Origin of the sequence: Arthrobacter mangrovi, from assembly GCF_026011795.1 — a bacterium.
Classification (GTDB): domain Bacteria; phylum Actinomycetota; class Actinomycetes; order Actinomycetales; family Micrococcaceae; genus Crystallibacter; species Crystallibacter mangrovi.
The window spans coordinates 1-24,896 of the sequence record NZ_BRVS01000006.1; the positions used below are offsets into that span (position 1 = coordinate 1).

The 24,896-nt window shown below is 65.6% G+C and carries 22 protein-coding genes; 10 read left to right on the top strand and 12 right to left on the bottom strand.

Translation table 11 applies throughout. The features are described from left to right. On the top strand, positions 1–203 hold a 203-nt coding region (locus tag AHIS1636_RS07990; RefSeq protein WP_264795295.1), incomplete at its 5' end, for a hypothetical protein. Between the two features lie 483 nt (positions 204–686). Here AHIS1636_RS07990 and AHIS1636_RS20430 read toward each other — a convergent pair. The 10 genes from AHIS1636_RS20430 to AHIS1636_RS08035 all read right to left on the bottom strand — a co-directional run bounded on the left by AHIS1636_RS20430 (position 687) and on the right by AHIS1636_RS08035 (position 12,549). Next, the gene (locus AHIS1636_RS20430; RefSeq protein WP_373875805.1) at positions 687–842 is read right to left on the bottom strand and encodes a YjzC family protein; all 156 of its coding nucleotides are present in this window, start codon (positions 840–842) and stop codon (positions 687–689) included. A gap of 859 nt (positions 843–1,701) precedes the next feature. Further along, positions 1,702–3,162 (bottom strand): NAD-dependent succinate-semialdehyde dehydrogenase, encoded by a 1,461-nt coding sequence (locus AHIS1636_RS07995; protein ID WP_264795296.1) that lies wholly within the window; start codon positions 3,160–3,162, stop codon positions 1,702–1,704. Continuing rightward, positions 3,159–6,077 carry an FAD-binding and (Fe-S)-binding domain-containing protein gene (locus tag AHIS1636_RS08000; RefSeq protein ID WP_264795297.1) on the bottom strand — a complete coding sequence of 973 codons (2,919 nt, stop codon included), beginning with the start codon at positions 6,075–6,077 and terminating at the stop codon, positions 3,159–3,161. The genes AHIS1636_RS07995 and AHIS1636_RS08000 overlap by 4 nt, the downstream gene beginning before the upstream one ends. Positions 6,078–6,085: 8 nt before the next feature. After that, complete coding sequence (locus AHIS1636_RS08005) at positions 6,086–7,363, bottom strand: aspartate aminotransferase family protein (RefSeq protein ID WP_264795298.1); 1,278 nt, start codon at positions 7,361–7,363, stop codon at positions 6,086–6,088. A gap of 241 nt (positions 7,364–7,604) precedes the next feature. Then, a complete protein-coding gene (locus AHIS1636_RS08010; RefSeq protein ID WP_264795299.1) occupies positions 7,605–8,282 on the bottom strand; it encodes a haloacid dehalogenase type II in 678 nt (225 codons plus the stop codon). A gap of 42 nt (positions 8,283–8,324) precedes the next feature. Continuing rightward, complete coding sequence (locus AHIS1636_RS08015) at positions 8,325–9,527, bottom strand: FAD-dependent oxidoreductase (protein WP_264795300.1); 1,203 nt, start codon at positions 9,525–9,527, stop codon at positions 8,325–8,327. A 111-nt stretch (positions 9,528–9,638) separates the two neighbouring features. After that, on the bottom strand, positions 9,639–10,289 hold the full coding sequence (locus tag AHIS1636_RS08020; RefSeq protein WP_264795301.1) for an amino acid ABC transporter permease: 651 nt from the start codon (positions 10,287–10,289) through the stop codon (positions 9,639–9,641). Beyond that, positions 10,286–10,942: an amino acid ABC transporter permease gene (locus AHIS1636_RS08025; RefSeq protein ID WP_264795302.1), complete on the bottom strand. Its 657-nt coding sequence runs from the start codon at positions 10,940–10,942 to the stop codon at positions 10,286–10,288. Before AHIS1636_RS08025 ends, AHIS1636_RS08020 begins: the two co-directional genes overlap by 4 nt. Further along, positions 10,939–11,706 (bottom strand): amino acid ABC transporter ATP-binding protein, encoded by a 768-nt coding sequence (locus tag AHIS1636_RS08030; protein WP_264795303.1) that lies wholly within the window; start codon positions 11,704–11,706, stop codon positions 10,939–10,941. The genes AHIS1636_RS08025 and AHIS1636_RS08030 overlap by 4 nt, the downstream gene beginning before the upstream one ends. A 27-nt stretch (positions 11,707–11,733) precedes the next feature. Further along, positions 11,734–12,549 (bottom strand): substrate-binding periplasmic protein, encoded by an 816-nt coding sequence (locus AHIS1636_RS08035; protein WP_264795304.1) that lies wholly within the window; start codon positions 12,547–12,549, stop codon positions 11,734–11,736. A 214-nt stretch (positions 12,550–12,763) separates the two neighbouring features. Between AHIS1636_RS08035 and AHIS1636_RS08040 the strand changes: the two genes are divergently transcribed. From AHIS1636_RS08040 to AHIS1636_RS08080, 9 genes are all read left to right on the top strand, one after another. Then, positions 12,764–13,756, top strand: coding sequence for an Lrp/AsnC family transcriptional regulator (locus tag AHIS1636_RS08040; protein WP_264795305.1), 993 nt, complete (start codon positions 12,764–12,766; stop codon positions 13,754–13,756). A gap of 77 nt (positions 13,757–13,833) precedes the next feature. Next, entirely contained in the window at positions 13,834–14,886 is a 1,053-nt protein-coding gene (locus tag AHIS1636_RS08045) for a D-2-hydroxyacid dehydrogenase (RefSeq protein ID WP_264795306.1), read from the top strand. Between the two features lie 109 nt (positions 14,887–14,995). After that, complete coding sequence (locus AHIS1636_RS08050; protein WP_264795307.1) at positions 14,996–15,745, top strand: response regulator transcription factor; 750 nt, start codon at positions 14,996–14,998, stop codon at positions 15,743–15,745. Continuing rightward, positions 15,742–17,313 (top strand): sensor histidine kinase, encoded by a 1,572-nt coding sequence (locus AHIS1636_RS08055; protein ID WP_264795308.1) that lies wholly within the window; start codon positions 15,742–15,744, stop codon positions 17,311–17,313. Before AHIS1636_RS08050 ends, AHIS1636_RS08055 begins: the two co-directional genes overlap by 4 nt. A 22-nt stretch (positions 17,314–17,335) precedes the next feature. Then, a complete protein-coding gene (locus tag AHIS1636_RS08060) occupies positions 17,336–18,376 on the top strand; it encodes a phosphodiester glycosidase family protein (RefSeq protein WP_264795309.1) in 1,041 nt (346 codons plus the stop codon). A 2-nt stretch (positions 18,377–18,378) separates the two neighbouring features. Further along, positions 18,379–19,542, top strand: a complete 1,164-nt coding sequence (locus AHIS1636_RS08065; protein WP_264795310.1) for a bifunctional glycosyltransferase family 2/GtrA family protein — start codon at positions 18,379–18,381, stop codon at positions 19,540–19,542. Next, positions 19,539–20,174 carry a DUF4956 domain-containing protein gene (locus AHIS1636_RS08070; RefSeq protein WP_264795311.1) on the top strand — a complete coding sequence of 212 codons (636 nt, stop codon included), beginning with the start codon at positions 19,539–19,541 and terminating at the stop codon, positions 20,172–20,174. The genes AHIS1636_RS08065 and AHIS1636_RS08070 overlap by 4 nt, the downstream gene beginning before the upstream one ends. Beyond that, positions 20,171–20,962 carry a polyphosphate polymerase domain-containing protein gene (locus tag AHIS1636_RS08075; protein WP_373875806.1) on the top strand — a complete coding sequence of 264 codons (792 nt, stop codon included), beginning with the start codon at positions 20,171–20,173 and terminating at the stop codon, positions 20,960–20,962. Before AHIS1636_RS08070 ends, AHIS1636_RS08075 begins: the two co-directional genes overlap by 4 nt. Before the next feature lie 95 nt (positions 20,963–21,057). After that, complete coding sequence (locus AHIS1636_RS08080) at positions 21,058–22,788, top strand: carbohydrate-binding domain-containing protein (RefSeq protein WP_264795312.1); 1,731 nt, start codon at positions 21,058–21,060, stop codon at positions 22,786–22,788. A 516-nt stretch (positions 22,789–23,304) separates the two neighbouring features. Here the strand turns inward: AHIS1636_RS08080 and AHIS1636_RS08085 are convergent. Then, positions 23,305–24,408, bottom strand: coding sequence for an oxidoreductase (locus AHIS1636_RS08085; protein WP_264795313.1), 1,104 nt, complete (start codon positions 24,406–24,408; stop codon positions 23,305–23,307). 143 nt (positions 24,409–24,551) lie between these two features. Continuing rightward, on the bottom strand, positions 24,552–24,860 hold the full coding sequence (locus AHIS1636_RS08090; protein WP_264795314.1) for a hypothetical protein: 309 nt from the start codon (positions 24,858–24,860) through the stop codon (positions 24,552–24,554). Positions 24,861–24,896 lie beyond the last annotated feature (36 nt).

Here is a 24,896-nt window from a genome sequence, read left to right on the forward strand (position 1 = left end):
TTTTTCATGGCCGCTTACACGCATCTGACTGGGAAGCCAAGATCAAGGATGCTTGGGCGCTGGAGAGGCAACTGTTCAAGGGGTTCGGATGGGAACTTCGTGGTAACGGGCAAGACGAACCAGAAGGATTCTGGCGCACGGGCAGTGAAGATCTTTTCCGTCAGCGGATCGCTCGCTTCCAGCTCGAGAATGAAGCGATCTAATCGTCCTACCGTTGGGAAATTTGGCCTTAAAATCTGTCTCGTTAAGGGACCCTTTGCTGGGGCACGGCCAGCCGGCCCGCCTCTCGGAAGGCCGCCCCGGATTTCCTGGCGTGGGCTTGTCTCATCAATATGTCTCACTCGGAGCATTCTCAGTAACAAAGAAGGAGGCCTTTGACGGGACCCGCGGAGCGGCATAGCCGGCATCCGGAATAAAGCGGTAGGGCGGGTCCCTCAATTGGTTTGCCGCCAAGAACCACCAGAGACCCCTGCCAATTGGCAGGGGTCTCTCGTTAGATGTTAGGACTCAGGGAGCCAAAGGCTGAGCTTACGGCGCTTGTAGCGCTCCACCGGACGGGGGAAGTTCGGTCCTCCCCATGAGAACTCAACGTCTTCCTCCGGCTCGCTGGGAAGCCGGGCAAGCGGATTTACCGCTGTGTCCCTGGCGCCGCTCACTTCTTGCCACCGGACTTGTTCTTGGTCCCGTCAACGAGCCTGTAACCCTCGCCCTACCCCCTTGGTCGGGGGTAGGGGATTGCCCTTGGTGGAAGTGACTTCCTTATTGCGGCTCCCGCCGCGGCGGCCGACTACTTCGTATTGTCCTGAGTGCGGAGCCTTCTGGCCCGGTCGGTAAGTGGTCATTAGTGTTCTTTCTACTAATGCGCCAACCGTGGGGCGACACGCCGTGCACTTGGCGACGGATGCCGGTACCCCCTAAGCTGTTTCGTATTCCCCTGCCAAGGAAACGAATGCCTCAGTTGGCTGCTGTGCTGGTTCTCAGCGACGGTCGCCGCTGAGGTTTTTTGTTGGTTGCCCAACACGTCACAATCTACTACATCTAGTGTGTGCATCTCGCCGAAACCCCTAGATGATGTATTACAAGTATGTTATTCATCCCCTGTGTCGTCCACAGGAACCAGGGATGCCGGTGTCGGTGAAACCATTGATTTTCCGCGGATTTGCTGCGGCGTCTGGAGTGGCCATCCACAGCCTGTGGAGGCACTTGCCCACAGCTCTGAAAAACTCCGTGTCGCGCGCTCTTCGGCGTGTCCCTAAACGACTGCCCGAAGGCGCCACTCGTAGACACGACGGAGCCCTGCACCAGATCCTCCAGGAGCAGAACCGATACCCCGCTTAGGAGAAGCGGCAGCTCGCCCAGGAACTCGAAGGCGACGTGGAACGTTCAGTCCGGGACGTGGCCTGGATGCGGCGGCCACACGCTGTCAGCGTGCCGGCCCAGCCGCCACCGGGCAACATCCCCGGACGGACAGCTTCCGAGGCACAACCTAGGCACCCGCACCTGAATGTTCAGAGGGACCTAGGCCGCTAATCCTGACAGTTCAAAGCAGGCATGGTGCGCCGCCTTCTGCGGCACACCATGCCTGTCCTAGTTGTCTTTCACGGTGTAGTTTCCGCTATCGATTGGATTGTTCAATCCTTCTTTCGCGTCACTGTGAAGGCGGTCAGCCCCGGTTCTCGAAACCGGTTGCGGTGCACTTGGTTACTGGTGGGGGATGAACGTGTACTTGTACTCGAGGAATTCATCGATCCCGAGCACGCCGCCTTCGCGTCCCATCCCCGACGCCTTTACGCCTCCCAGAGGCGCTGCGACGTCGGAAATGATGCCCGAGTTGATGCCGAGCATTCCGACTTCCATCCGCCGCGCGACCCGGTGGGCGCGGGCGAGATCATTCGTCATCAAGTAGCCGGCCAGTCCATAGGCGGTGTCGTTGGCGATCGCGATCGCGTCGTCTTCGTCGCTGAACGGAATGATGGGTGCGACTGGCCCAAAGATCTCTTCTTGCATGAGCCGCGCGTCGCGGGGCACGTTTGCAAGCACGGTCGGCGGGTAGAACGATCCTGCTCCGTCGGGGATGACCCCGCCGGTGCGGGCGTCGGCGCCGCGGGACACGGCGTCATCCACGAGAGACTGAATGCGTTCGACGCTGGCGCCATCAATCATCGGCCCGATGTCCGTGCCCTCGTCCAAACCGTTGCCGACGCGCAGCGAAGCGAACTTCTCGGCCAACCGGGTGGCGAGTTCGTCGGCGATGCCTTCGTGGACCAGGACGCGGTTGGCTGCGGTGCAGGCTTCGCCCATGTTGCGCATCTTGGCTGCGGTGATTTCCGTGACGGCACGGTCCAGGTCGACGTCGTCGAAGACGATGAAGGGCGCGTTGCCGCCGAGCTCGAGCGAGGTGCGGATCATGTGGTCGGAACACTGGCCGTGGAGCTTGCTGCCAACGAGCGTGGAACCGGTGAACGACAAGTGGCGTACCAGTCCTTCGCTGAGCAGGGGGGCCACCATAGCGCTGGAGCTAGAGGTCGTGACCACGTTGATGGTGCCCGCGGGTGCCCCGGCTTCCTCGAAAATCTTCGCGAGGAACAACATCGTCAAGGGGGTCTTCTCGGCAGGCTTGACGACGACGGCGCAGCCGGTGGCGATCGCGGGGGCGATCTTGCGGGCGCCCATTGCCAGGGGGAAGTTCCAGGGCGTGATCAGCAGCGACACGCCGACGGGTTCACGGGACAGAACGATCTGTCCCCTGCCGCTGGGCGACTCGGCGTGCGATCCCTGGACGCGCACCCCTTCCTGCGCGTACCACTGCAGATAGCCAGCGGAGTATTCGATCTCGCCGCGTGCTTCGGCGAGCGGCTTGCCCATTTCCGCGGTCATGATGGCCGCGAGCTGCTCCTTCGATTCCAGCAGCAGTTTGTGCGCGGCGAGCAGGATATCGGCGCGGGCGCGTGCGGGCATCGCCGCGAAAGCAGCCTGGGCGGTGTTGGCGGCAGCAACTGCGCGGCGTCCGTCTTCCGGACTGGCATCGGGGATGGAGGCGATGACCTCGCCGGTTGCCGGGTTCTGTACCTGGATCCGGGGCCGGTCGGGAAGGTCTTCCCAGCGTCCATTGATGAACAGTTCGGTCTGCAGCCCTGCCGGCGCCTGGGTGGTGATGGTCATGGTTGTCCTTTGTCTTGTGAGGTGGTCAGGGGGTCGAGGAGTTCGGCCAGGTGGAGGCTCTTGCGTTCGGGGTCCAGCTGTTTGACCTGCATAGCGCAGCTGAATCCGTCGGCGAGGACGGGCGTGCTTTCGGGCGTACCGGCGAGTGCCGGAGCGAGTGCCTGTTCGGCAACTTCCATGGATATGTCGTAGTGGTTGGCTTCGAAGCCGAAGTTGCCGGCGACACCGCAGCATCCGGTGGCTTCGGTGACGTCGGCTACGCCCAGAGCTGCGAGGGCTTTGCGCTGGATGGTGGCGCCGAAGGTGGAGTATTCGTGGCAGTGTGTCTGCACGGTCACGGCCGCGGGGACGACCGGGGGTGTCCAGCCGCCAGCGATCCAGCCGGTGACGGCCTCGGCGAAACTGTGGATCCGGCGGGAGACGCGTTTGGCGGCCTCGGTGCCGAGCAGCTCGGGCCCGTCCTTTTTCAGCGCGGCGGCGCAGCTGGGTTCGATGACGACGATCGGGGCGTCCGTCCCGTCATCAAGTTTCGCCACCGTTTTGGCCATCATTTTCTTGGCTGTGTCGAGCTGCCCGGTGGAGATCCAGGTCAGTCCACAGCAGGCGTCGCGCTCACATGAGATCCGGCGTCCGGTGCCTTCGATAACCCGGGCTGCGGCGCCTGCGACTTCGGGGCGGAAGCCCTTGGTGAATGAGTCGACAAACAGCACGGTGTCACTGGTCTCGTGATTGCTGCCGAAGCCTGCGAGTGCATCGCGGAGCATCTTGCGGGACGCGAATTTCGGCATGGCGCGCTTGGTGGTGAGGCCGCCGGCGGCGGCAACGGCTTTGCCGAGCGGGCTTCCCATCACCAGATTGACGAGGGGGCTGACCAATGTGGTGATCTTCAGCCAGCGCGGCAGCCAGCCCAGGGAGAAGTGCGACAGGGGCCGCATCTTGCCGTCATAGTAGTGCGAGAAGAACTCCGACTTGTACGTGGCCATGTCCACCCCGGCCGGACAGTCGTTCGAGCAGGCCTTGCAGGCAAGGCACAGGTCCAGGGCCTCGCGGACGTCTTCTGATTGCCAGCCTTCGTCGATGCTTCGGGCTCCGCGGACCATGTCCTGCAGGACGCGGGAGCGGCCGCGGGTCGAGTCCTTTTCGTCGCCGGTGGCCCTGAAGCTCGGGCACATCACCCCGCCGGCGTCGGACCGGCATCGGCCCACCCCGATGCAGGCCTGGACGGCGTGCACCCATTTGTCGGCGCCTGCAGCGGCGGCCTCCTTGGGGCGGAGTTCGAAGTGGGTGCGCCATTCACGGTCCGGGACGCCCTCGAGGGCGAGGTGGGTGTCGATGGGGTCGGGGTCCGTGATGGATCCGGGGTTCATGATGCCTGCTTTGTCCCACAGGCCGCGGTAGGTCTCGAACGCAGTGATCATCGCGGGGGAGTACATGACGGGGAGGAATTCGGAGCGGGCCCGTCCGTCGCCGTGCTCGCCGGAGAGGGATCCGCCGTGGCGGACGACCAGTTCGGCGGCGGCATGGGTGAACTTGCGGTAGACGGCCCGGCCGTCCTCGCTGCGCAGGTCGTAGGTGATGCGGATGTGCATGCAGCCGGCACCGAAGTGCCCGTACATGATCCCCGTCAGCCCGTAGACCTGCAGCAGCCGGCGGAAGTCGGCCAGGTAGGCGGCCAGGTTTTCCGGGGCGACGGCGGAATCTTCCCAGCCGGCCTGCGATTCGCCGCCGGCGGCCGGGCGGGAGGAGAGACCGGCGCCGTCCTCGCGCACCCGCCACAGGGTGGCCCGCTGCACGGGGTCCGGGACGGCCCGGCCATCGACCAGGCGGCCGTTGGCGGCCAGCTGCTCCAGCAGCCGGTCTGCTTCCCGGGAGACATCCTCCGGGTTCTCCCCGTCCAGGTCCACGTACAGGAATGCCTTCCCCTCGGGAAGGCCGAGGACGGAGTCTGCGCCGCGGCGCAACCGCATGGTGTCGACGATGGCCTCATCGATTCCTTCGACCGCGGCGGGAGAGAATTCGAGGATGGTTTCGATGTCCTTCGCGGCGTCGACGACGTCGGCGTAGCCCAGGCAGACCAGCAGCGCGCTTGGGGCCTTGGGTACCAGCTTCATCCGTGCGCGGACCACCACGGCGCAGGTGCCCTCCGTGCCCACCAGGGCCCGGGCCACGTTCAGCCCGTTCTCCGGCAGCAGGTTGGCCAGATGGTAGCCGGAAACCTGCCGCTGGATACGTCCCAGCTCAGTCCGGAACGCGGCCAGGTTGTCCCGGGCGAGTTCCTTCAGGTCTTCGCTCAGTTCGAAGGCGCGCGATACCGAGTAGGCGTCGGCTGGGTCCGTTGCCCGCAGACCGGTGGGCGTGGCCGTGAGTTGCGCGCCGTCCGAGGTGACGACGTCGACTTCGGCAACGTGGTCCGAGGTCCGGCCGTATCGCACGGAGTGGTTGCCGCAAGCGTCGTTGCCGATCGCGCCGCCGACAGTGGCGCGGGTCTTCGAGGAAGGGTCCGGCGCGAACGTCAGCTGTCCGCCCGTGGCATCCTCGGCTTCCCGGGTGAGGTGGGAGAGGATGACGCCCGCCTCGACGTCAGCTGTCTGGGCGTCCTCGTCGATGCTGAGGATCCGATTCATGTGCCGGGAGAAATCCAGGACGATACCGGGACCGATGGCGTTGCCGGCCATCGATGTCCCGCCGCCGCGGCTGACTAGCGGCGTGCCGGTCTCCCGGCACGCCGCCACGACCGCAACTACGTCGCCAACACTGCGCGGAAAAACCACGCCCACGGGCGGAACCCGGAAATTCGAGGCATCGTAGGAGTACTCGGCTATCCGGTGGCCTGAGATTTCAGCGCGCACGCCAGCAGCTTCAAGCCGCGCCAGGATCGGTGCGCGCTCGGGGGCGGAAAGGACATCTTGGGTCATGGCGGTCTTTAGACTCCAGCTTCGGCAGGCACAGCGCCCACGACTGCGCCTACTGCCGCTTCAAAGCGTGACAGGCCGGCTTCGATTTCGTTCTCGGTAGCAACGAGCGCCGGGATGAGGCGGACGACATTGCTCTCGGGCCCGCAAGTGAGGGTTAAGAGCTTCTGTTTAGTGGTGGCCTGCTGGACAGATGCCGCCGTTGCGGCATCGGGGGACCCGTCGGCTGCAGTGAATTCGATGCCCTGCATCAGGCCGATCCCGCGAACGTCGCCGATCGCAGGGAACCTGGCCTGGATTTCCTTCAGGCCCGCCTGAAGCTGGTCACCGCGGATCCGGGCGTTCTCGACCAGGCCTTCCTCTTCGATAACGCCGAGCGTGGCGACCCCGGCTGCGGCGGCGGCCGCGTTGCCGCCGTAGGTGCCGCCCTGGGAGCCGGGCCAGGCCTTGGACATCGTTTCGGTGGAGGCGGCGATCGCCGAGATCGGGAAACCGGAAGCGATGCCTTTGGCGGTAATAAGGATGTCGGGGGATGCGCTGGAGTGCTGGTGGCCCCAGAACCTGCCGGTGCGGCCCACGCCGGCCTGAACCTCGTCGAAGATGAGCTTGATGCCGTGCCGGTCCGCCCGTTCGCGCAGACCCTCCATGAAGGCCGGTGGGGTAGGCAGGTAGCCACCGTCGCCAAGGGCAGGCTCGATCAGGAAGGCGGCGGTATCGTTCGGTGCGGTGCGTGTCTTGAGGAGGTAGTCCAGCTCCTTCAGCGCAAATTCCACGGCAGTGGCCTCGTCCCAGCCATATCGGTAGGCGTACGGGAACGCCGACATATGGACACCGGCCATGAGCGGGGCGTACCCGGCGGAGAATTTAGTTCCGGCGGTGGTCAAGGAAGCGGCCGCCACGGTGCGGCCATGGAACCCGCCTTGGAAGACCACAATGTTGGGCCGGCCGGTCGCCATCCTGGCAAGGCGGATCGCAGCCTCGACGGCCTCCGAGCCCGAGTTGGCGTAAAACACCGAATCCAGGCCCGCGGGCAGAACCTCCCCGAGCTTCTCCGTCAGTTCCAGCAGCGGCTTGTGCATCACCGTCGTGTATTGGGCGTGGATGATCTTGCCGACCTGCTCGCGGGCGGCGGCGACAACTTTGGGGTGGCAGTGACCGGTGCTGGTCACGCCGATGCCCGTCGTGAAGTCCAGGTACTCCTGGCCGTCCGTGGCATAGATCCAGCTGCCAAGGGCATGGTCGACGACCACGGGCGTGGCCTGCTTGAGGATAGGGCTGAGGGAAGTCATTGGTCACCTTCGTCGGATCGTAATGCGACCAGCACCCTCGTGACCCGGAAACGGGTGATGGTTGAGGATGCTGGCTGCGCAAGTTGCTGCGGGACTATTTGGAAGCGACGCCTGCGGACTGCTGCTGCGGCAAAATCGGCCATGGAGTTGAGCGGCCTTGTGCAAGGTCTGTCCGCTCCCGCCACGTACGGAAGTGGCGCCCACACCTCGAAGGAGGTGCGGGGCCACTTCGCGTCGTCGCTCAGTTATTCCAGAAGTCAGGCAGCGTCGAAAGATCCTGGATCTCGTGGTACGGCTGGTAGAAATCGCTGCCCTTGAACCCGTAGCGGTTCACCCAGATGCGGCGCACGCCGTACTGCTTCGCGGGCATGATGTCGTACTCCCAACCCTGCGCGACGTGGGTGACGAGGCTAGGGTCGCGATCGATCGTCTTGAAGAGGTGCTCGAAGGCACCGGGGCGGGGCTTGTACCAGCCGGCGTCCTCGGCCGTGATCACGTAGTCGAACTCGACGCCGATCGTCTTGACGTGGTGCGGGATGAAATCGCGATCCGAATTCGAGATGATCGCCAGCTGCACGCCCTTCTCCTTGAGCTTGCGCAGCGCCTCCGGTACCTCGGGGAAGACGGGAAGCGACTTCGCCTCCTCGACGAGCTGGTCGCCGAACGCGTCCTCGTAGCGGGCGCCGTGCAGCAGCATCACGTTCTCAAGCGTCGAGCGCACGAGGTCTTGATACCTGCGGTAGGGGCCCTCGGCAACGGCCTGGAAGCGCATAACGCGGAGGTTGTCGAGGAAGGTGTCATGATCGATGCCGACCTCGTCAAGGCGCTCCTGCACTATCGGCAACGCGAGGCGATTGAGGTCGAAGTCGATCAACGTGCGGTAGCAGTCGAAAGTCGCGATCGGGGTGTTGTTGCTCATTATTCCTACTCTGTCGAGGTGGTGGGACATATTTAGGGAGGGTTACTTCTCGCCGCCGGTGGATGCGACGACGGAATTGTGGGTCGTGATGCCGCTATTGACATCGGTAATGGAGAAAACTGGTTTCGCCGCGCTGAGGAAGCCGAGGTCGAACTTGGTGCTCCCGTCGACCACGAGATCCGCGCCGATCTCGCCGAGCGCGGGGGCGAGTTTGAAGCCGTGCCCGGAGAAGCCGCCGAGCACCACTGTGTTGCTGCGGCCGGGCGCTACTGCCATGAACTCATGCATCGAGCGGGTGTAACTCTCGATGTAGGTCTCTAGCCGCACGGGATTCGGATCAAGGGCCGGGAGAAGGTCGCGCAGGATCCAAGAGAACTTCTCAATTTCGGCTTGCGCCTCCTTGTGGCCAAACTTCCGTGGCACCGAGTCGGGGTCACCCGTCGGCAGGTGGTCGTTGAAGCCGAGCCCAAGCTTTACGAGCTTCTCGTCTGCGTTCGGGATGCCGTAGCAGTAGGAGGGGGCGACCCGCATGAAGGGTGGCAGGCCCCGCAGACTACTGTCGTCCTTGCCCGAGAACCACGCCGAGGTGAGGCGCCGCGTCACGATCCAGTCGCGAAGCTCGGGCACGAGCTTCGTGGTCCAACCGCCGCAGGCCACAAGCACCCGGTCGACATTGAGGCTCTCGCCGGATTCGAGCCGGAGGGTGACGCCGTCGGCCCGCTCGTCTACTGCGGTGACTGGTGTAAACTCGCGGGCCGTGGCTCCGGCCCGCACCGCCTGCTCGACGGCGACTGAAATGCTCCGCTCGGGCGAGATGACACCAGCACCGGTATCCCAGATGCCAACGTCCCCGTCTGCCATCGAGAACTGCGGGAAGAGATCGCGCATTTCCTCGATGCCATAGGTCTCGTGCTCCAGGTCCCACTCCCGTGCCGCCTGGAGTGCGTGCTCGATCTGCGCATCGGTCGGAGCGCCGAGCAGCAGAGCGCCGATTTTGCGGCGCAGTTGCCGGCCGCCCGTCAGCTCCAGCTCCTCCCAGAGCTCGTCCGAGCGCTTCACGATCGGCATGTACCCCATCGTGGTGAGTTCGAGGTTCCGGAACAGGCGTCCTTCTCCACCCGCCCCCGCGAGCGGGTGGCCGATGTAGCCGCTCTCAAAACCGTGCACCTCGACGCCGGCGCGTTTGCTGAGGCTCCACAGCACCTGTGCACCGATGGCTCCGAGGCCAACAACACCGATTTTCATGATTTTCTCATTCCTTGTGATTCCTTCGTCAGGGCAGCGCAAGGCTGGCACTTCACCCAATCCCGCGCGTTTCGGGGCACGCGGCTTGCCCCTGCTGGTGCCAGGCTGCGCTCAGCGTCCCGTCTTCAGGCGTTCCTCCACGTTCGAGGCGATGCGGGACGACGCGATGCAGATCACCGCGTAGATAATGCCCGCGAGAGCCAGAACGTCGAAGTATTGGAACGTCATTGCGCCGATCGAAAACGCCTTGCTCGTGAGCTCGCCGACGCCGATGGTGTAAGCGAGCGAGCTGGACTGGAACACCATGATGAGTAGCGACATCATCGGGCCGATGACCGCTCGCATCGCCTGCGGCAGCACGACGTGGAAGAAGCCCCTCGTCTGGGTGATGCCGAGGCTGGCGAACGCTTCGCGCTGCCCTGGGCCGACGTGCAAGATGCCCGCCCGGAATACCTCGCTCGAGTAGGCCGAGAGGTTGAGCCCGTGGGCAATGACCATCGTCACGAAGGCGGTGAGGGTGATGCCGCCGCTCGGGAGTCCGAAGTAGAGCAAGTAAATCACCGCGAGGAGCGGAATGCCGCGGAAAACCTCGATGAACACGATGAAGACCGTACGCATGAGGCGGTTCTGGTGAGTGCTCAGAAGGCCGAACACGAGGCCTAAGGGAAGGCCGACCAGGGCGACGCATCCGGTGAGGGCAAGTGAGACCCCGAGGCCCTCCAAGAGGGCTGGCAGCCATTCGATCCATCGGTCGAAGATCATACGGTCACCACCTTTCTGCGGACCACGCTGTCGACATAGCGCGAGAAGTACGACAGCGGGATCCCGACAAGCAGGTAGAGCACGGCCGCGATCGAGAAGACGAGCACTGCGGGGGCGCCCCGGGAGACCTCGAGCTGCGCCATGAAGATGATGTCGGCGACGCCGATGATCGATGCCTTTGCGCTGTCCTTCAGAAGGCTCACCGCGTACGACGCCGAGGGCGGCATCGCAATGTTGACGGCCTGGGGTGCGACGACCCGCCAGAACTGGTGGGTCGGTGTGAGGCCGAGCGCCATGGCGGCTTCGCGTTGGCCCTTGTGCACGTTATCGATGCCGGCCCGGAAGTTCTCCGCGAGGTAGGCGCCCGAGATGAGGCTCAGGCCGATGAGTGCGGCGGGTAGCGGTTCGAGTGCGATGAGCGGGCTGATGCCGTAGTAGATAATCAGCAGCCACACGAGAGGCGGCACACCGCGGCAGATGTCGATGATGCCTATGGCGAGCCAGCGCAAGACCCGCAGATGGGACGTGCGCGCCAGCGCCAGCGGCACCGCGAGGACGCTTCCGGCGACGAAGGAGACCACCGTCAGGATCACCGTAATGCTAAGACCGGCTCCGATGCCCGAAAAAAGGGTCTCGATACTGATGCCGTTCATCTATTCAGCACCGCCTGCAGGAACGTCTTGGTGCGCTCCTGGGTCGGGTTGGTGAACACCTGCTCGGGTGAGCCCTCCTCCAGGATGCGTCCGCGGTCAAGCAGCAGCACCCGGTCCGCCACCCGCTCCGCGAACCGCATCTCGTGGGTTACGACAATCATCGTCATGCCGGTCTCAGCGAGGTCGCGCATTACCTTCAGCACTTCGTCGGCGATCTCGGGATCGAGCGCCGACGTGGGCTCATCGAAAAGCATTATCTCGGGATCGAGCGCGAGCGCCCGGGCGATCGCGATGCGCTGCTGCTGTCCGCCCGAGCACTGCGAGGGCTTGGCGGAGGCTTTATCGGGCAGACCAACCTGAGCGAGGAGTTTCATCGCGTACTCCTCGGCCTCCTGTTTCGACCGCTTTCCATTGAGTGTCTGGGCGAGCACGATGTTCTGCAGCACGCTTAGATGCGGGAAGAGGTTGAAGCTCTGGAACACCATGCCCACTCGGCGGCGCAGTTGTACCAGCTCGTGCTTCGAGGGATTGAGGGGGTTTTTGAAGACCTGCTCGCCATCGAGGGTGAGGCCGCCGCTGGTCGGCCGCTCGAGGTAGTTGAGGCAGCGGAGGAAAGTGCTCTTGCCTGCGCCGCTCGGACCGATGAGGGCGATGACTTCGCCCGCGTGCACCTCGAGAGAGATACCTTTGAGCACGTCATTGGCGCCGTACGATTTCGAAATCGAGTTGGCGTTAAGCAGGACCCGGTTTTCAGTCATGTCCATGATGAGTTTCAGTTCCGTGGATCAGGGTCAGGACCCGCTCGAGACGATGAACTGGGGGTCCAGACCGTACTCTTCGAACTGCGCTTTCATCTCCCCGGAATCCTGATATTCACTGAGCACGACGTTGACGGCGTCGTTGAGGTCGGTTTCGCCCTTCTTCACGAGCACGACGGCGAGGGCCTCCTTCTGTGTATGGGGCAGCTTGTCGGATTTCTGCATGGTCTTCAGGGTTAGGTCCTTGTACTGGTCCTGGGTAAGGCGCCACGAATTTGCGTGGTTGTTCACGATTCCGACATCAATACGACCGGCCTTCACGTCGTCGATGACAGCGACGTCGGACTGGTATTCAGTGATGTTGTCTCCATAGAGCGCGTGCAGCTGCTCGTTCCAGAGGTATCCCTGCGGGGTGCCGATCTTCTTTCCCTCCAGCGCCTCCGGGGTATCCCAGTCCTGGCCTTTGGTGACGAGGCCCATGCGGCTCTCGTACATCGGGTTGCTCACCTCGAAGAGCTCGCGGCGCTCGTCGTTGACGGTCCAGTTGCTCGACGAGATGTCGGCGCGGTTGTTCTGCAGGCCCTCAATGGCTCCGGCGAACGAGGTTACCTGTGCGTCGAGCTCGAGGCAGAGGTCGGCTGCGATCTTCTGCAGCAGCTCGCCCTCGATGCCGGAGGGTGTGCCCCCCTGCATGGTGACGAACGGCGGGTGTTCGACGACGAGTGCCTTGAGCTTGCCCTCGGTCATGGTCTCGACCTGTGCGACGGGCGTGCAGTTCTCATCAACGGTGGCTGCGTTGCCGTTGCTGCTCGAGCAGCCGGTGGCGAGCAACGCGATAGTGGCGAGCACGCCACCGGACGCGACGAGCTTCGAGTGCTTGCGATCGGAGGAGACGATAGCCATGGGGGCCTCAATTCAGGTCAGGTCGTCATTGGATGTGACCCACATCAAACCAGTGGGGCAGTGTCACGTCAAGGGTAATTTTTGAAGATTACGTTGCGGACCAATGGTAGATCTTGAATGTTTCGTTCACGTGAACGGCAAAAAGTGCAAGAATATGACCATGGAAGCAGATGAACTGGACCGGTCGCTCCTGTCAGCACTCCACGCTGAGGGACGCGCGCCCTGGCCGAAGATCGCCTCGGAAATTGGCAGTTCTGTGAGTACCGTGCGCCGTCGCTACGAGTCGCTGCAGCGCCGCGGGATCGTACGGGTGATTGGCCGGACTGACGTCTCCCGCCTCGGCTACGGCCCGCCGGCAATGGTGAAGTACCGGGGTCGCGACGCTCTGCGACCGGAGTTCCTCAGCTGCCTACAGCGGCACCCCAATGTACGCTACCTTTCCGCTACGGTCGGGTCTGCGCACTGCCTGGCCGAAATTGTGCCTCAGTCGCTCTCGTCGTTGCGTGAGATCCTCTCGGACATCGGGCAGGATTTCGCAGTCTCCTCGGAAGCGTTTGTGGTTACGCACACCTATACCTCCGGCCAGGACTGGCTGCCCAACAGCGCGAAACGTGACATCGACGTTGAAGTACGCCGCCCGGACGTCGAGCTTTCGGCCGACGAGCGCAACATTCTCGGCATGCTCCTGCGCGACGGGCGCGCGTCGTTCGCGTCGCTCGCGGCCGCGAGCGACAAATCCGAGAGCACTGTTCGCCGCATCGTCGAGACCCTCCTTGAACAGGAGATCGTCTCGCTACGGCTGCTCGTCGAGCCGCAGGTCTTGGGCTTCCAGGCGATGTTCTGGGCGCTACTCGACATCGAGCCGTCGCGCCTACCCGAGGCCGCGAGCATCCTCGCCGAGAATCCCGCGACCAAGACCCTCTTCGCTACGGCAGGCAGCTGCAACCTCATCGGGCAGTTCGTACTGCCCCGGCACACCGATACTTACGCCTTTACGACCCAGGTGCTCGGCGCCCTCCCCGGCGCCCGCAGCGCGGAGACACTTCTCGAATCTGCTACTTACAAGCGCGTATGGAACCTCGTGACGGGTGACAGCTACGGCGACGTTGCGGGCCCAGCCTGGCTGTTCGGCGAGGGATCAGGAGACAGCTGAGGACACCCGTTACTCAAAGCCGGAGTTGGAGGAAGCAGTACCATTCCGTTGCACGGTCACAACCGTTGGAGGTTCCGTTGAAACCCCGAGTTATCGTCGTCCTGGCGAAGGACGCCCCGGTCCGCGGCGATTTTGCGCTCATCGAGGAGGTCGCTGTGCCCGTGTATGTGCGCACCGCCGAAGAACTGTGCGCTGCGCGGCGGGACGCTCGTGTGATGCTTGTATGGGACCTCGCCACGACGCTGATCCGCGATTGTGGACCGGAGGGGCTCGAATGGATTCAGACGAATAGTATCGGCGTAAATGCGGTCGCAACGCCCGAGGTTGCCGCTTCAAAGGTGCTCGTCACGAACACCCGGGGGCTCTTCGAGCAGCCCATGGCGGAGTTCGTGCTCGCAAGCATCCTGCTGCAAGCGAAAGACATGAGGCGCTCGATCGAGAACCAGCGAAGGCGGGTATGGGATCAGCGCTCCACGCTGCGGCTGCAGGGACGCAGGGCCGCCGTGATCGGTGCGGGCGGGGTGGGCGCACGCATCGCGCTGCTGCTCAGGACTGTCGGGATGGACGTCGACATCGTGGGCCGCACGCCGCGCATCGACGGCGGGGCGGTGGACGGCCGCATGCTGGGCCCGGTGCGGGGCATGGACGAACTGCCGGAACTGCTGCCGGAAATCGACGACCTCGTGCTCGCGGCACCGCTCACCGACTCGACGCGGGGCCTGATCGGCGCACGGGAGCTCGCAGTCATGCGGCCCAACGCCCATGTGGTGAACGTGGGGCGCGGGCCGCTGCTCGATGAGGATGCCCTGCTCGCAGCCCTGCAATCAGGACGCATTGGCGCCGCCACACTCGATGTCTTCGAGACCGAGCCTCTCAGGGCGGATCATCCGTTCTGGGAGATGGAGAACGTCTTTGTGTCTCCGCACCAGTCGGCGGATTTCGTGGGCTGGCAGCGCGCCGCGGTCGAGATGTTCGTGCGCAATCTTCGTCGATGGCAGCAGGGGGAGCAGCTTGAGAACGTGGTGGATCTTACGGGGTTCGTGCTCGACGTAATGAGGTGCGGCAGCACGGCGCACAGTTTCGCCACAGGTTCGGGACAGGAACGGACAATGTGCGCGGGGCAGAATTAGGGTTAAGCCAGCGCCCGGGACGTGCTGCCCCTATGTTTTCGTCGCGCAGCGAAAGCAGGCGGTCCGCCGGGATGCCGTCCGACCCGGACCCGATCCAGAGGATACCTACATGCCCGATTCCCCGCGCCAGTCCACGACCCGCGACCTGCCGCGTCTTGCGCACCCGGACGGCAGCCCGATCCGGGCGCTGGTGGTCGACGACGAGGCGAGCCTGGCGGAGCTGGTGAGCATGGGTCTCGGCATGATCGGCTGGGACGTCGTCACCGTCGGCGACGGGCAGGCGGCGGTCAACGCCGCCCGGGACTTCCGCCCGGATGTCCTGGTCCTCGATGTGATGATGCCCGGCCTCGACGGGCTGGAGGCGCTCGAAAGGATCCGCGCGTTCGCCCCCGAGGTGCCGGCGCTTTTCCTCACCGCGAAGGACGCGGTGCAGGACCGGATCGAGGGCCTCGCTGCGGGCGGGGACGACTACGTGACCAAGCCGTTCAGCATGGAGGAGCTCGTCCTGCGGCTGCACCGGCTGGTCCAGCGTTCGGGCGTGGCCGCCTCGGACTCGGCCGACCTGGTGGTGGGCGACCTCATCCTGAACCTCGACACCCGCGAGGTCACCCGCGGCGGCGAGGACATTTCGCTCACCTCGACCCAGTGGGAGCTGCTCCGCTACCTGATGGAGAATCCCAAGCACGTGCTGAGCAAGGCCCAGATCCTCGACAACGTCTGGAAGTACGACTTCGGCGGCCAGGCGAACGTCGTCGAACTCTACATTTCCTACCTGCGCAAGAAGATCGACGCCGGCCGCGCGCCCATGATCCACACGGTCCGCGGCGTCGGCTATGTCCTGAAGCCCGCCGCGTCGTGAGCCCCCGTACTGCCGTCCGGTCGCCGGGGCACCCGAGGGTGCGGAACCGGCACCTGCGGACCCGGCTGATCCTCGCCACGCTGGCCCTGCTGACGGCCATCTGCGTGGCGATCGGCGTCTTCAGCCACGTGGCAATGAGCAGTTACCTGACGGGGGAGATCGACGGCGGTCTGACGCACGCCGCGGGGCGGGCCGGCTTCCCGGACGGGCCGCGGCCGGGAGACATCAAACCGCCCGCCGGGGGAGTGAACCCGGAAAACGCCGCCGGCCAGCGGCCGGGCACGCTCAACGTGTTGTTCCGGGACGGACAAGTGCAGAACTCGGCTCTAGTGCAGGACGACGGCAGCACCGAGCCGCTGTCCGCGGAGGACCTGACGCTGTTGGGCTCGGTCGACCCGGCGAGCGGGCCGACGGACCTGGTCTTGTCCAGCGGACGCTACCGGGTGGTGGCGGCGGATCTGCCGGCGCAGGCCGGCCCGGAAGGCACCGTCCTGGTCACCGGGCTCTCGACGGCGGAGCGGGACAGCGCCCTGGCCTCGCTCGACATCACGATGGCGGGCCTGTCGCTGGCCGGCCTGCTGACCACCGGGCTTGTCGGCACCATCATTATCCGCCGCTCGCTGCGCCCACTGGAGGAGCTCGCCGCCGTCGCCAATTCCGTCTCGCAGCTGCCGCTGGAGTCGGGCGAGGTGGAGGTTCCCGTGCGGGTTCCGCCGGCCGTGTCGCACCCGGGATCCGAGGTGGGGACGGTCGGGCTGGCGCTGAACAAGATGATCGACCATGTCACGAACGCCCTGCGGGCCCGGCACGCGAGCGAGACGAAGGTGCGGCAGTTCGTTGCCGACGCGAGCCACGAGCTTCGCACCCCGCTGACCGCCATCCGCGGCTACACCGAGCTGGTCCTGGACCGGGCGCAGGTCGATCCGACCGAGCGGGCCGCCCTGGAACGCGTCGACAGCGAGTCCAAGCGCATGTCCGCGCTGGTGGAGGACCTGCTGCTGCTCGCCCGGCTGGACGAGGGGCAGCGCGGCGAGCCGACCGAGGTGGACCTGACCGAGCTGATCATCGAGGCCACCAGCGACGCCCAGGTCACGGCCCCGGACTACGAGTGGAAGCTGGAGCTGCCGGAGGACCCCGTCGTCGTTCCCGGCGTGGACGACGAGCTGCGGCAAGTGCTGATCAACCTGCTCTCCAACGCGCACAAGCACACGCCGCCGGGGACCCGGGTGGTGACCGCGCTGCAGGTGGCCGACGGCCGGGTCTGGCTGACGGTGACCGACAACGGCCCCGGCATCGATCCGGCCTTCCTCGACACTATTTTCTCCCGGTTCAGCCGGGCGGATACGGCCCGCACCGTTCCCGCCGGAAGCACCGCAGGCAAGGGCAAGTCCGGCAGCTCGGGGCTGGGCTTGGCCATCGTCCAGGCGCTGCTCGAGGCGAACGGCGGGACCGTCAGCGTGGACAGCGAGCCCGGCTGCACCCGCTTCACCGTGGTGCTGCCGCTAGCCGTCGCGGATGATCAAACCGTTTCACAGGAGCGGCATAAGAACGGTCAATTCCGGGCATAGGGTGCCTCCGTAAAACGGAGGTATGACATCCAAAAGCACCCGCCCGATGGGGCGCCTCCGCAAAACCGTCCTCGCCTCCACCCTCGCCGTGACGCTCGCCGCGGGCGGCACCGCTGCCTGGGCCATCGACCGGTTCGTGGTCGAGAAGGTCGAGATCTCCAACGTCTCCGAGTACGAGGCGAGCCGGACGGCGGCGACATCCGCCGGCTCGGCCTCGGGCGGCTCCGCCGCCGACGATTCCGGCGTGAGTAACGCCGACACAGCTGACTCGACCGATACCGACTCTGCCGATACAGCCGCCACCGAGGAGACCCTCACGGACACCTCCTACCAGTCCGGCGGCGACAGCATCAACATCTCCACCGTGGTGACCGGCTCCGGAGCTGAGACGGTCACCTACTACGTTGCCGACGTCGTACTTTCCGATGCCACGACGCTGCGCTCCGCCTTCGCACAGGACAGCTTCGGCGAAAACATCACCGAAACCACGTCGGGCATCGCCGAGGCCAACAACGCGCTGTTCGCCATCAACGGCGACTACTACGGCTTCCGCAGCACCGGCATCGTGATCCGCAACGGCGTGGTCTACCGGGACGAGGCCGCGCGCGAAGGCCTCGCCTTCTACCAGGACGGCACCGTCAAGGTGTACGACGAGACCGCCACGACCGCCCAGCAGCTGGTGGACGATGGCGTCTGGAATACCCTCTCCTTCGGCCCCGCGCTGCTGGAAGACGGCCAGATCGTCGACGGCATCGAGGACGTCGAGGTGGACACCAACTTCGGCAACCACTCCATCCAGGGCGAACAGCCGCGCACCGCCGTCGGCGTGATCGACGAGAACCACCTAGTGTTCGTCGTCGTCGACGGCCGCGCCGAGGGCTACAGCGACGGCGCCACCATGACCGAGCTGGCCGGCATCATGCAGGACCTCGGCGCCGAAACCGCGTACAACATCGACGGCGGCGGCTCCTCCACCATGTACTTCAACGGCGCGCTGGTGAACAACCCGCTGGGCCGGGGCGAGGAACGCGGCACCTCCGACATCCTCTACATCGGGCAGTAGCCATGATCATCCTGATTCCCGCCTTCGAGCCGGACCTGAAGCTCATCACCCTCATCGCGGGCCTGCGCGCCGCGGACCGGCGGCTCGCCGTGCTGGTGGTGGACGACGGCAGCGGGCCGGACTTCGCGCCGGTGTTCGAGGCCGCGCGGTCCGCCGGGGCCACCGTCATCGGCTACCCGCGCAACCGGGGCAAGGGCCAGGCCCTGAAGACCGGCTTCGACTACGTGGCGCGGCACCATCCGGGCCGCGGCGTGGTCTGCGCGGACAGCGACGGCCAGCACGCCATTTCGGACATCCTGCGCGTGGCGGACCGCGTGCGGGACGCCAATAACGACGGCGGCGTCCCCGGCCGGGTGCCGGACGGTTGCGTCATGGTGCTGGGGGAGCGGCGGTTCGACGGCGCCGTTCCCGCCCGGAGCCGGATCGGCAACACGGTGACCCGGGCGCTGTTCCGGCTGGCGTCCGGCACCGCGCTGCACGACACCCAGACCGGGCTGCGCGGGTATCCGGCGGCCATGCTGCCCTGGCTGCAGAGCGTGCCCGGGGACCGCTACGAGTACGAGCTCAACCTGCTGCTCCGCGCCGGCCCGGCCGGACACCGGATCGAGAGCATCGAGATCGCCACGATCTACCTGGCCGGCAACGAGTCCTCTCACTTCCGGCCGCTGGCCGACTCGGTCCGGATCTACCTGCCGCTGCTGAAGTTCGCGCTGTCGGGCTTCGCCGCCTTCGGGATCGACCTGGCCGCGTTCATCGTCCTCGGCCACGTCCTGGATTCGCTGCTGGCGGCGGTGGTCGGCGCGCGCATCATCAGCTCGACCGTCAACTTCCTGGTCAACCGCAACCTGGTCTTCCCCGGCGGCCGGCAGACGCGGCTTGTTGCCGCTGGTGTCAGGTACTTCGGCCTCGTCGCCGCGCTGATGGGCTGCAACTACGCGCTGATCTTTCTGCTGACGCATGCCGGCCTGCCGGCGGTCCCGGCGAAGCTGCTGACCGAGGCGCTGCTTTTCGGCGTGAGCTTCGCCCTGCAGCGGCGGTTCCTGTCCGGCAAAGCCCAGTCCGGAAAAGCTCATATGCCCGGTACTGGATCGACACAGGAACGGCATAGCAACGTCCCGGATCGTAGAAAACGAACAGCAAGGCACCACCTGGAGAACATCGCATGAACATCCTCATCCTGATCGCAGCCGACCTGGTAGCGATTACCCTGCTCACCTTCGCCCTCTACCTGCGCCGGCACCGCCGCCGCGACCTCGCCGTCTCCTACCTCGGCATGAATGTCGGCGTCCTCGCCGTCGCCACGGCCCTGTCGGGATCCACGGCCGCCGTCGGCCTCGGCCTGGGCCTGTTCGGCGTGCTGTCCATCATCCGCCTCCGTTCCACCGAGCTGGCCCAGCACGAGGTGGCCTACTACTTCTCCGCCCTCGCCCTCGGCCTGATCGCCGGCGTCGGCAGCGACCCGCTCTGGCTCCCGCTGCTCCTCATGGGACTGATCCTCACCGTCATGTTCGTCGGTGACCACTCCCGGGTGCTGCCCGGCTACCGGCACCAGATCGTGGTGCTGGACCAGGCGATCGGCGACGAAGCGCTCCTACGGGAACGGCTCGCCCTGGTGCTCGGCGCCCGGATCCACTCCGCCACTGTGTCCGAACTGGACCTGGTGAATGACAAGACCATCGTCGAGGTCCGCTACGAAGCCGCCCGGCAGCCCGGACAGACCCGCTTCGCCGAGCACTCGCCGTTCGAGGCCCCGCAGCCGCTCCACTTGACCGATCCGGCCGCAGCGAGGGCCTCGTGAACCCCGCGGCCACGATGGCGGAGGATCTGTACGGCCGGCCCGCCATCGGACTCGACGAACTCAATGCCGCCGCCGCCCTGCAGACCAGGGTCGACCGGAAATACGTGATCGGCGAAGACGAAGCCGCGCTGGTCCTCGGCAGCTTCCACGCCGAGGTCCGCGTGCTCGAGATGCAGGGCAAGAGGTCCTTCGCCTACGACTCCGTCTACTTCGACACCCCGGACCTGGAGAGCTACCTGCTCGCGGCCTACGGGCGCCGTCGTCGCTACAAGATCCGGACCCGGACGTACGTGGACAGCCACCTCAGCTTCCTGGAAGTCAAGACCGAGGGAGCCCGCGCCGCCACCGTCAAGGAACGCATTCCCTACGGTCTCGGGGACAGCCACACCATCACCCCGGAAGGCCTGGCCTACATCAACGAAACCCTGCAGGAGACGGTGGGGAACCCGCCGTCGGACGCGCTCTCCCCGGTCCTCGAAACGGCCTACCACCGATTCACCCTGTACCTGCCTACCTCCGGCAGCCGGGCCACCATCGACGTCGGCGTCACCTGGCGCCACCCCGGCGGGCCGGCCAAGGTCCTGCACCGGGCGGTCATCCTCGAGACGAAATCCGGCTCCGCGGCGAGCGGCCTGGACCGCCACCTGTGGGCCCACGGCATCCGCCCCAGCAGGATCTCCAAGTTCGCCACAGGCATGGCCGCACTCAACCCCGAGCTGCCCGCCAACCGCTGGCACCGCACCCTCGCCAACAGCCTGACCCTGCGGCCCCTGGCCCGCGCGAGCTGACCACTCAAGCCGATCCCCTCAGACACCTACCTCGGACGCCTGCTTCGAGCGTCCCGCTTCGAGCCACCTACCCCAAGACCTTCAAAGGAACTCCCATGCCCAACTTCGCCACTTTCCGCCGGCCCAACCCCACCACTTCCGTCCGCACGAATCCGACCTCTGCCACTCCGTCCAACCCCACCTCTGCCAGCCGGCCCAACCCCGCCTCTGCCGGCCTGACTAGCTCCATCTCATCGGGCCGCAGGACCACCGGCCGTGCCGCCGCGCTGAAAACCTCGATAGCGGCCCTGGCCCTCGCCCTGTCACTGGCCAGCTGCAGCGCAGCCGCGTCCACGACGTCCACCTCAAGCAGCAACACAGCCGGGTCGGCCACCGCCGCAGCCGCCGGTACAACGCAGGATTCCACCGCCGCCGCCAGCGCCGATGCCATCACGGAGGACACCCACTTCGACGCCGACGACCTCATCTGGGACGCCACCGACGAGGTGTCGGTGACTCTCGTCGACGCGGCCAGCACCGCAGAGGGCGACGGCGTCACGGTCGACGGCGACACCGTCACCATCACCGCGGCCGGCACCTACCGGCTCTCCGGCAGCCTGTCCGACGGGCAGGTCGTCATCGCCGCGGGGGAGGAGGACGTAGTGCGCGTCATCCTCGACGGCGTCGAACTCACCAGCAACACCGGTTCGCCGTTCGTGGTCAACTCCGCCAACGAAGCCCTGGTCTTCCTCGAGGACGGCAGCTCCAACAGCCTCACCGACGCCGCGACTTACTCCGACACCGGGACCGACGCGCCGAACGCCCCGCTGTATTCGATGGCGGACCTGACCATCGCCGGCACCGGCTCGCTGACGGTCAACGGCAACTCGAACAACGGCATCACCTCCAAGGACGGACTGGTCCTGGCCGACGGCAACGTCACGGTGGACGCGGCCGATGACGGCATTGTGGGCAAGGACTACCTGGTCCTGCTCGGCGGCAGCTACAACGTCACAGCCGCCGGCGACGGCGTCAGGGCCACCAACGAGGAGGACGAAGGCCGCGGCTGGCTAACGGTCTACGGCGGCGAACTGACGGCGTCCTCCGGTGACGACGGCCTCAAAGCGGCCAACCTGCTCACCGTCAACGCCGGAACCGTGAACATCACCGAGTCGGTGGAAGGCGTCGAGGCGCAGGACATCGTCATCAACGGCGGCAGCGTGGACGTCACTTCAAGTGACGACGGCGTGAACGCGGCGGGCGGTTCCACGGCCACCACCGCGACGCAGGGCGGAGCCGGCGCTCCGATGGGCGGCCCCGGCGGAGGGGGCGGCGGTTCGATGGAAGTCGGCGACTACTCGGTCACCGTGACCGGCGGAGACCTCACCATCAACGCCCAAGGCGACGGCCTGGACTCCAACGGAAACGCCAGCATCACCGGCGGCACCGTGACCGTCAACGGGCCCACCAGCGACGGCAACGGCGCGCTGGACGTGAACGGCGAACTGACCGTCGACGGCGGAACCCTCGCCGCCGCCGGCAGCGCAGGCATGGCGGGAACGCCGTCGGACTCCTCGAAGCAGTCGGGCGTCCAGGTGACCTTCGGATCCGCCGTGTCCGCCGGAACGCTCATCCAGATCGTCGACGCCGACGGCAACATCGTCGCCTCCTTCACCCCCGCCAAGGACACCGCCTCCCTCGTCTACTCCAGCGCGGACATCACCGCCGGCGACACCTACACCGTCTACACCGGCGGCACCGAAGGCAGCACCGACGGCGCCGAAAACGCCGGCACCGTCACCGCCGGCGAATACACCCAGGAGCACTTCGGCGGCCCCGGCTTCTAGCCCACCGCCCTCGCAACGCAGAGGCCGCCGCCGTCCCTCAAGGACGGCGGCGGCCTTGCCCGCAGCAGCTAATGGGCCGCCAGACCCTTCGCCGGATGCCCTCGAGAATACGGGCAGCGCAGCACAATGCGGTTCCAAGGAGCATTGACAGACTGGCGCCGGAGGGGCGAAATGCCGACACCTCGCGGCTGCGGCAGCAGCTGCCATGGGTCTGGGTGGCCCCGTTCCTCCTGCCTACTTGCCCGTTGGCGCTGCTGACTCTCGCCTTGGCCTACGGGCTCTTTGCCTTCGGTTTGGCCGTAACTGCATTCGGGTAGTCGGCCGTGAGTTCCGCGAAGACAACCTGCTGATGACCAAAACTGGTTGAGGGGCGCGGGGATTGACCCTACGCCCCTCAATCGAGCGGTACACGCAGCCTGTGCCGGCCACGCCCATTGTAGAAGCACTATTGCCCACTGCATATGTGCCGCTCTCGCCCGTGGGTGGGTATTGCCCAGCCAGTTCGAGGGCTGATCCCTATGCTGGCAGCTCCAGTTCCCAGTCCTTGACGTCCGCTACGGGTGCGAAGAGGCTTCCGTCGAGTTCGTCGAGGTCCAGGTTGTTCCTCACACGGTGTGGCCAGTTGCGGTTGGCGAGGGCCGCTTTGCCGAGCGCAATGACATCGGCCGCACCGTCGCCGATCAGCGACGCCGCGGTTTCCGGATGGTCCAGGTTGCCGTTTGCGATTACCGCTACCCCGGAGTGCCGCTTGGCGAGCGTGGCCAGGGATGCCCCGGTGTCGTTGAAGGCGGGGGCAGTGGCACGGTATTCGGTGGTGTGGATGTAATCGATCCCGGTGGCTCCCAGCGAGGAGAATATCGTCTTCGCCTCTTCTTCTCCTCCGCCCCACTTGTGCTCGTTGTCGCTGACCTTAGCTTGGGAAATACGGATTCCCACCGTCATGTCCGAACCGACCGCGTCGCGGACGGCGCGGCAGATTTCGGCCGCGAACCGTACCCGGTTTTCGGACGAGCCTCCGTAGTTGTCCGTCCTTTTGTTCAGGTAGTCGGTGAGGAACTGATCGATCAGGTATCCGTTGGCGCCATGGATTTCTATGCCGTCGAAGCCTGCATGCTTGGCCCGCAGGGCAGCGGCGACAAAGCCTCTGCGGACTTCGTCCATCTGGTCTGGCGTGATTTCCGAGGGGACGGAATAGGGGCCTTCTCCGCGGTAGAAGGCCAACTGCTCGCCCTTGGGGGCGATGGCAGACGGGCCGACGGAGGAATCGACGAACGCGTTGCCCTGGGCCTGACCTCCCGCGTGCATGAGCTGGGCGAAAATCTTCGCCCCGGCGGCGTGGACGACCTCGACGATTTTCGCCCAGGACCGGGCCTGTTCGGGAGTCGCGATGCCGGGCTGGAAAAGGTAGCCCTGGCTGTAGGCGGTGTCCGGGTAGATGCCCTCGGTGATGAGCAGTCCGAAGCCTCCGCGTGCGTAGGCTTCGTAGTAGGAAGCCATTCTTTCGGTAGCGTGTCCGTTTTCGGTGGCGCTGATACGCGTCATGGGCGCCAGCGCAATACGGTTGGTTATCTCTGTCGAACCGATCCGGACAGGGTTCCAGAGGGGAGCATGGTTCGGCACGAAGGCCTCCTTCAGTTTTGTGGGGGTGAAGGGAAGGCCCGCCCATCAAATGTGAGCGGGCCCCCTGGCACAGCGTTTGGGTGCAGGCTTTCTATTCCTGCTCCGCGGGCCGCTTGCCCAGCCAAGAGCGGCCTGAACAGCGATCAGGCCGCCAGTGCGTTGCTGGCGTGGACCAGTAGCGCGACGGTAAACTGCCGGGCATCCAGCGTCGGGTCCGCCCGCTGCGGCGGTGTGTCCAGAATTTGTTTGAACCCGGCATCGTACGGTGACGTGCGCCAGGGGCCGGCCGCGTACGGCTCCACGGTTATCTCTGCCGCGGCTTGGAGTTGTTCCCAGTCCACGGCCCCTGTCCGTGCGATGTGGCCGGCCACTGCTTCCAGTTCGCTGGCGATGAACTGCTGTCCGGTGCGCTTGCGCAGCACCCACCGACCGCCGAACCTTGAGAGCGTCATGCGGCTGCCGACGGCACATTGCAGCAGGGCGGTTAC